Annotated in this window: 6 protein-coding genes and 1 pseudogene; 4 read left to right on the top strand and 3 right to left on the bottom strand. The window is 66.0% G+C overall.

What is annotated here, in order from left to right:
* Nucleotides 1-221, top strand: a pseudogene (locus CFB52_RS33980) (ferritin-like domain-containing protein); the annotation flags it as partial.
* A 192-nt stretch (nucleotides 222-413) separates the two neighbouring features.
* Here CFB52_RS33980 and CFB52_RS34490 read toward each other — a convergent pair.
* Nucleotides 414-617, bottom strand: a complete 204-nt coding sequence (locus CFB52_RS34490; protein WP_144029787.1) for a hypothetical protein — start codon at nucleotides 615-617, stop codon at nucleotides 414-416.
* A gap of 224 nt (nucleotides 618-841) precedes the next feature.
* On the opposite strand from CFB52_RS34490, the gene CFB52_RS33975 reads away from it, so the two are divergent.
* Nucleotides 842-1,834, top strand: coding sequence for a LysR substrate-binding domain-containing protein (locus CFB52_RS33975; RefSeq protein WP_059583808.1), 993 nt, complete (start codon nucleotides 842-844; stop codon nucleotides 1,832-1,834).
* Nucleotides 1,835-1,981: 147 nt separating this feature from the next.
* Entirely contained in the window at nucleotides 1,982-2,806 is an 825-nt protein-coding gene (locus CFB52_RS33970) for an alpha/beta fold hydrolase (RefSeq protein ID WP_099318584.1), read from the top strand.
* 55 nt (nucleotides 2,807-2,861) lie between these two features.
* Here CFB52_RS33970 and proP read toward each other — a convergent pair whose 3' ends face one another.
* Nucleotides 2,862-4,331 carry a glycine betaine/L-proline transporter ProP gene (gene proP / locus CFB52_RS33965; protein WP_099318583.1) on the bottom strand — a complete coding sequence of 490 codons (1,470 nt, stop codon included), beginning with the start codon at nucleotides 4,329-4,331 and terminating at the stop codon, nucleotides 2,862-2,864.
* A 268-nt stretch (nucleotides 4,332-4,599) separates the two neighbouring features.
* Nucleotides 4,600-5,628: a DNA topoisomerase IB gene (locus CFB52_RS33960; RefSeq protein WP_099318582.1), complete on the bottom strand. Its 1,029-nt coding sequence runs from the start codon at nucleotides 5,626-5,628 to the stop codon at nucleotides 4,600-4,602.
* Between the two features lie 382 nt (nucleotides 5,629-6,010).
* Between CFB52_RS33960 and CFB52_RS33955 the strand changes: the two genes are divergently transcribed.
* On the top strand, nucleotides 6,011-6,973 hold the full coding sequence (locus tag CFB52_RS33955) for an ABC transporter substrate-binding protein (RefSeq protein WP_059583802.1): 963 nt from the start codon (nucleotides 6,011-6,013) through the stop codon (nucleotides 6,971-6,973).
* Nucleotides 6,974-7,022: the final 49 nt, after the last annotated feature.

Here is a 7,022-nt window from a genome sequence, read left to right as displayed (position 1 = left end):
CGCGCGACACCGTGCAATCGCGCCTGCCGGATCCGGAATGGCTCGAGCGCTGGCTCGACGAGCAGATCCGCTTCGACGGCGAGTGGGAGAAGAAGGTGGTCGAGCGGATCCTGCACAACCTGTCGATTCTGTTCGAGCGCACGTTCGCGACCGCGCAGGAGCTGAACCGCTATCGCCGCGAAGTGACCGCGCGGGCGAATGAGGTGCCGGGCAACGCATAGTGAATGGGCCCTCGCGCGGCGCGGCGGCCACCGGATTCCGGCCGACAGGCGAACCCGATGTACGCCGATCGGCATTGCCGGCCGGCGGGTTATTCATTTCCGGAAATAATCGGCTCATCAGTTTCTTGAACTCGCATGGCAAGCTTGAATGTCTTGTGTTTAGTATTTTTCAATAAACGTTGAATTCCGGATTTAAAAGGCATTTTGTTCGTCCGTTGCGGGCGGTTTGTTTTTTCGCAATCCGGAAAACATAATGAATAGTCGGCTGATTGAAATTGAATTGTATGCGTCGGGAGCCAGCTTTTCCGGTGTGAAGCAATCGCCGAGGAAGCGGCGCATTTCGCCGGTAAATGCCTGTTTTGGCGAGAGTTTTACCGCTGTTTTTGAGCCTTCCATTCCCTTGCATATCGATTTACAAAATCACTACCCGATAATATTTGTGTAAGAAAATATCGATGCAACGAAATTCGATAGATAAATACAAGTGTCACGATTGAAAATAAGAATGGAATGCATCCGTGCTTTCACTATAAAATCGTTTCAGAATCCAAATAGGAGAGACGATTCAGGGAGACGAACGGCAACTTGCCTGTCGGTGGGTGCAACTTTGAGGCGGCGGTATGGCTAATGTGAGATTGGCAAAGAGATTGAGAAGTTTGCCTTCGCTGGATTTCCTGAGAGGCTTCGAATGCGCGGCGCGCCATTTGAGCTTCACGCGTGCGGGGCAGGAACTGAACGTCACGCAGTCGGCCGTGAGCCGCCAGGTCAAGGCGCTCGAGGAGCAGCTCCGGATCGAGCTCTTTCATCGGCACATTCGTTCGCTGACGTTGACCGACAAGGGGCGCGAGTTGTACGACGCGATCTCGTTCGCGTTGTCCGATCTCGAATCCGTGGTCGGCAAGCTGTCGTCGAGTGTCGGCCAGCGCGCCATCTCGTTGTCGACCACCGTCTCGTTCGCCGCGCTGTGGCTGATTCCGCGCCTCGGTTCGTTCCGCGCAAGCTATCCGGACATCGACGTGCGCGTGTCGGCCACGAGCGAAATCGAAGATCTCAAGCGCAAACGTTTGCATCTGGCCGTGCGCTATGCCGGCCCGTATACGTCGACCGACGATACGGACGTGCTGTTTCGCGAGCGTGTCGTGGCCGTATGCAGCCCGAGCCTGATGACGGCGGCGGGCGACGCCGCGTCGATGAAGCCGGCCGACCTCGACAAGCACGTGCTGCTGCATCTCGACGACCCGCGCGGCGAATGGCCGTGGCACGGGTGGAGCCAATTGCTGAAGGAACTCGGCGTGCCGCGGCTGCGGCCGGCCGGCGCGCTGCACTTCAGCCAGTACGATCAACTGATCCAGGCGGCGGTCGACGGGCACGGCATCGCGATCGGAAGGCGGCCGCTGGTCGACGGGCTGTTGAAGCAGGGGCGGCTCGTCGAGCTGTTCCCGCATTGCACCGTTGCATCGGGCAGCTATGTGCTCGTGCAGAACCCCGATGCTTGCAACGAATTCGATATCGCGGTGCTGACCAACTGGCTGCTCGAACAAGCGTGCCATCCGCTCGTGTCGGAGCACGACACGGCCGGCAGCAACGTGCTGCCGATGTATCGCGTCGGATAGCGCGGCACGGCGAATGCGCGGTGCGCGGCGTCATGCGCAGCCGCTGCAAATTGTGCGATGATGCGCCGCTTCGCGTTCGTCACAGAACGCCGCCATGGCGGCGCCCGTTTCCGGGCCGCCGCCGAGCCCTGACACTCCGGAGACAGCATGCCCGCACAGCGCATTCAAGGCAGTACCCTGCATTACCACGATCATGGCACCGGGTTTCCGGTGCTGCTCGGGCACAGCTATCTGTGGGACGCCACGATGTGGGCGCCGCAGATCGATGCGCTGTCGAGCCGGTATCGCGTGATCGTGCCGGACCTGTGGGGGCACGGCGAATCGGGCGCGCTGCCGCAAGGCACGCACACGCTCGACGATCTTGCCGCGCACGCGAGCGCGCTGCTCGACGCGCTGGACATCGAACAGTGCGCGGTCGTCGGGCTCAGCGTCGGCGGCATGTGGGGCGCGCGGCTCGCATTGCGCGAGCCGCGGCGCGTGCGCTCGCTCGTGATCATGGACGCGTCGCTCGAAGCCGAGCCCGATGCGACGCGCACCCGCTATTTCGCGATGCTCGATGCGATCGAGGCCGCGGGCTGCATCGCGCCGCCGTTGCTCGACGCGATCGTGCCGCTGTTCTTCCGGCCGGACGTCAATCTGGAGGGCCCGGTGCCGGCCGCGTTTCGCCAAGCGCTCGCGAACCTGCCCGCCGACCGGCTGCGGCAATCGATCGCGCCGCTCGGCCGGCTGATTTTCGGCCGGCCCGACACGCTCGCGGCACTCGCCGAACTCGATGCCGCGCGCACGCTGCTGATGTGCGGCGCGGGCGACATGGCGCGCCCGCCGTCGGAAACCGTGAAGATGGCGAACGTGATCGGCTGTGCGCACACGCTGGTGCCCGACGCCGGCCATATCTCGAACCTGGAAAATCCCGCGTTCGTCACGCGCGCGCTGCTCGACTGGTTCGACGCGCAGCAACTGCAGGCGAACTGACGATCGCGCGAACGGCGACGCCCGCGCAGGCCGCGCGGCGTCGCATCGATCCGCGTCACGCGCGCTCGCTGACCGGCGTGAACTTGCGATCGCGCACACGCGCTTCGTCGGCCCCGCCGCGCACGAGGCTCAACGCTTCCGCGCGGCTCGCGACGCACGGCCCGGAACCGGGCAGCGGCTGGCGCGCGGTCTCGCGCAGCGCGAGCACCGACACGATGCCGATGAACGACGCGCCCATCAGGTAGTACGCGGGCATCATCAGGTCGCCGGTGCGATCGACGAGCCATGCGGTGACGAGCGGCGTCGTGCCGCCGAACAGCGACACCGACACGTTGAAGCCGATCGCGAGCGCGCCGTAGCGGATCCGCGTCGGGAACAGCGCGGGCAGCGCCGACGGCATCACGCCGGTGAACGTCGACAGCAGGATGCCGTAGATCAGCATCCCGCCGAAAATCGGCAGCATGCCGCCGGTGCGGATCAGCATCAGCGCCGGCACCGACAGCGCGAGCAGGCCCACGCAGCCGGCCATCATCACCGGCTTGCGGCCGACCTTGTCCGACAGATGCCCGGCGTACAGCGTCATCGGCATCATCAGCACCATCACGAGCAGCACCATGAAGAGCCCGAGCGATTCGCGCACGTGCAGCGTCGCCGACAGGTAGCTCGGCAGATACGACAGCGCCATGTAGTCGGTCACGTTGAAGATCAGCACGAGGCCGACGCATTGCAGCAGCGGCTTCCACTGTTCGACCAGCAGCGTCGCGAAGCGCTGCTTCGGCCGCGCGCGCTCGTCCGCTTCGCGTGCTTCGGCTTCCTTTTTGAATGCCGGCGTTTCCTCGAGCTTGAGCCGCACGTAGAGGCCGACGAGGCCGAGCGGGCCGGCGATGAAGAACGGCACGCGCCAGCCCCACGACAGCAGCGCTTCCTGCGACAGCGTGGCCGTCAACAGCGCGACCGTGGCCGCGCCGAGCGTATAGCCGATCAGCGTGCCGAACTCGAGGAAGCTGCCCATGAAGCCGCGGCGCCTGTCGGTCGAGAACTCGGCGATGAAGGTGGCGGCACCGCCGTATTCGCCGCCGGTCGAGAAGCCCTGCACGAGGCGGGCGACGAGCAGCAGGATCGGGGCCATGATGCCGATCGACGCGTAACTTGGAATCAGGCCGATCGCGAAGGTGCCGACGGCCATCATGATCATCGTGGCGGCGAGCACGCGCTGGCGGCCGATGCGGTCGCCGAGCGGGCCGAACACCATGCCGCCGAGCGGGCGCACGAGGAACGCGGCGGCGAACGTGCCGAAGGTGGCGAGCAACTGCGCGGACGGGCTGCTGGACGGGAAGAACACCTTGCCGAGCGTGACGGCGATATAGCTGTAGACGCCGAAGTCGAACCATTCCATCGCATTGCCGAACGCCATCGCGCCAACCGCGCGCTTGAGGACGGCCGGGTCGACGATCGTGACGTCATCCAGCTTGAGGGCCTTGCGCGAAGACCGGGCTTTCGCGGGGTGCGCTTGCGATGAACTCAATGAACGCTCCTGGAATTGCCTTGGCAACCGGCAGGCGCGCAGCGGGGCCGTGCGGGCCGACGGACAGCGAAGGCGGATATCTCGGGGATGCCTCGATGCCGGTGGCGTGACGCGCGCAGCGGACGACACCGGGCAGGCGTGTTGTGCGAACCAGTTTAGAGAAACGCGCGCGAGCGGCTATCGGTCATGCGCCCGGAACCCGGTGGTAAACGACACGCGGGCAGCCGCGCCGGTCGCGCGTGGTCGGGCCTCGGCCCGATGTGCACGCTCATCTCGCCGCGCGCGTGCTGGCGGAAACCAGCAACGCGACGAACGCCGCTTCGTCCGCGCGCAGGCCGCGCGGCGTACGCCGGACCGCGAGCGTGGTGAGCGCGCCGGACTCGAACGCGTCGAGCACGGCCGGATGAATGTAGCAGCGTCGGCAGACGGCCGGCGTGTTGCGCAGCAGGTCGGCCACCGCGCGCACGGTCTCGACGATCTGCTTGCGCGCATGCGTGACGCCGCGATGCGGCGTGCGCCGCAACAATCCCAGCGCGTGCACGCTGCCGGCCCACGTCCGGTAATCCTTCGCGGTGAAATCGGCGCCGCCGGCCTCGCGCAGGTAGTCGTTCACGTCGGACGACCCGACCGGATGGCGTACGCCGTCGTCGTCCACATACTGGAACAGCTCGTGACCGGGCAGCTCCGCGCAGCGCCGCACGATCCGCGCGACCCGCGCGTCGTCGACCGTCACGTCGTGTTCGATCCCGCTCTTGCCGGCGAAGCGCAGGCGCACCCGGCCGGGCTGGATCTTCAAATGGCGCTTGCGCAGCGTCGTCAGCCCGTACGAGCCGTTTTCGCGCGCGTATTCCGCGTTGCCGATCCGCGCGAGCGTCGTGTCGAGCAAGCGGACGATCGTCGCGACGACCTTGTCGCGCGGCATGCCCGGCAACGCCAGATCGCGCGTGACGCGCGCGCGGATGCGCGGCAGCGCCCGCGCGAACGCGGCCATCCGCGCGTACTTGTTCGCATCGCGGGTCGCGCGCCACTGCGGGTGATAGCGATACTGCTTGCGCCCGCGTGCGTCGCGGCCCGTCGCCTGCAGATGGCCGAGCGGATCCGCGCAGATCCACACGTCGGTATAGGCGGGCGGGATCGCGAGCGCGTCGATGCGGGCGATTTCCGCGGCATCGCGAATGCGTGTGCCGTCCTGCGCGTAGTACGCGAAGCCGTTGCGCAGCCGGCGGCGCGTGTAGCCGGGGTGGCGGTCGTCGACATGGCGCAGTGCGGCGACCGTGCCTGAAGCGTGCTGCTTCATGCCGCGGGGCGCCGGCCGGCGACGGCGATGGCGGCGGTGCGCGGCGACCCGCGTTCACGTGCAGCGATCATGCTTGTCTCCTTGGGTTCGCGTGAAGGGCGGGCGTCCGGCATGGGGTGCGAACAGCCATGGCGAAGGAGCAAGAACCGTGCGCCGCCCCGCGCGGGGCGGTCAGCGCGGTTAGGTGTTTATACGTATGCCGATTCGGATATCAGCCCAATCCAACATTTCATTGGAAGGTTATCGGACTTGTTCCTAGACTGATGCGGGGCATGTATACCGCGCCGGCCGGACACGCCGGCCGGCGCAGCCCGATCCGCGCCAGCGCCACGCAGAAACACAACAGCGCCGCGGCACACAACGACATCATCGGAGACGGACCATGACATTCATCAGGAAGCTGGCGGCAGGCGCGATCGTCGCCGCGGCGACGGTGCTGGCAGGCGGCGCGCACGCGCAGCAAAAGCCGATCACGCTCGGGTTCTCGCAAGTCGGCGCTGAAAGCGCATGGCGCACCGCGAACACCGTGTCGGTGAAGAGCGCGGCGAAGGATGCCGGCATCAACCTGAAGTTTTCCGACGCACAGCAGAAGCAGGAGAACCAGATTCGCGCGATCCGCTCGTTCATCGCGCAGAAGGTCGACGTGATCGCGTTCTCGCCGGTCGTCGAATCGGGCTGGGAGCCCGTGCTGACCGAGGCGAAGGCCGCGCATATCCCCGTGATCCTGACCGACCGCGGCGTCGACGTGAAGGACCCGTCGCTGTACGTGACGATGATCGGCTCCGACTTCCTCGAGGAAGGACGGCGCGCGGGGCACTGGCTGGAAGAGCGCTACAAGAACGACGCAGGCCCGATCAATATCGTCGAGCTGCAGGGCACGGTCGGCTCCGCACCGGCCAACGATCGCCGCGCGGGCCTGCTCGAAGTGATCAAGAACAATCCGAAATTCAAGGTGATCGCCTCGCAGAGCGGCGACTTCACGCTCGCCGGCGGCAAGCAGGTGATGGAAGCGTTCGCGAAGACCTACGGCAAGCAGATCAACGTCGTCTACGCGCACAACGACGATATGGCGCTCGGCGCGATCCAGGCGATGGAAGAGGCCGGCATCAAGCCCGGCAAGGACGTGAGCGTCGTGTCGTTCGATGCGACGAAGGGCGGCTTCCAGGCGATGGTCGCGGGCAAGATCAACGTCGACGTCGAATGCAGCCCGCTGCTCGGCCCGCAACTGATGAGCGCGGTGAAGGACGTCGTCGCAGGCAAGCAGTTGCCCAAGCGCATCGTGACCAACGAGACGGTGTTCCCGATGAACGTCGCGGCGCAGGTGCTGCCGACCCGCAAGTACTGACCTGTCCGCCCGGGCGGCGGCCTGGCGGCCGCCGTCCGGCGACGCTTCG

The sequence above is a fragment of the Burkholderia sp. AU18528 genome, from assembly GCF_002223215.2.
Taxonomy (GTDB): domain Bacteria; phylum Pseudomonadota; class Gammaproteobacteria; order Burkholderiales; family Burkholderiaceae; genus Burkholderia; species Burkholderia semiarida.
The sequence above is the reverse complement of the archived record's forward strand: the minus strand, read 5'-3'. Positions and strand labels throughout refer to the sequence as shown.

Bases quoted from the DNA above. Each gene is read 5' to 3' on its own strand.
- CFB52_RS33975 (WP_059583808.1), top strand. From the start codon at position 842: ATGGCTAATGTGAGATTGGCAAAGAGATTGAGAAGTTTGCCTTCGCTG.
- CFB52_RS33955 (WP_059583802.1), top strand. From the start codon at position 6,011: ATGACATTCATCAGGAAGCTGGCGGCAGGCGCGATCGTCGCCGCGGCG.
- CFB52_RS33970 (WP_099318584.1), top strand. From the start codon at position 1,982: ATGCCCGCACAGCGCATTCAAGGCAGTACCCTGCATTACCACGATCAT.
- CFB52_RS34490 (WP_144029787.1), bottom strand. From the start codon at position 617: ATGGAAGGCTCAAAAACAGCGGTAAAACTCTCGCCAAAACAGGCATTT.
- CFB52_RS33960 (WP_099318582.1), bottom strand. From the start codon at position 5,628: ATGAAGCAGCACGCTTCAGGCACGGTCGCCGCACTGCGCCATGTCGAC.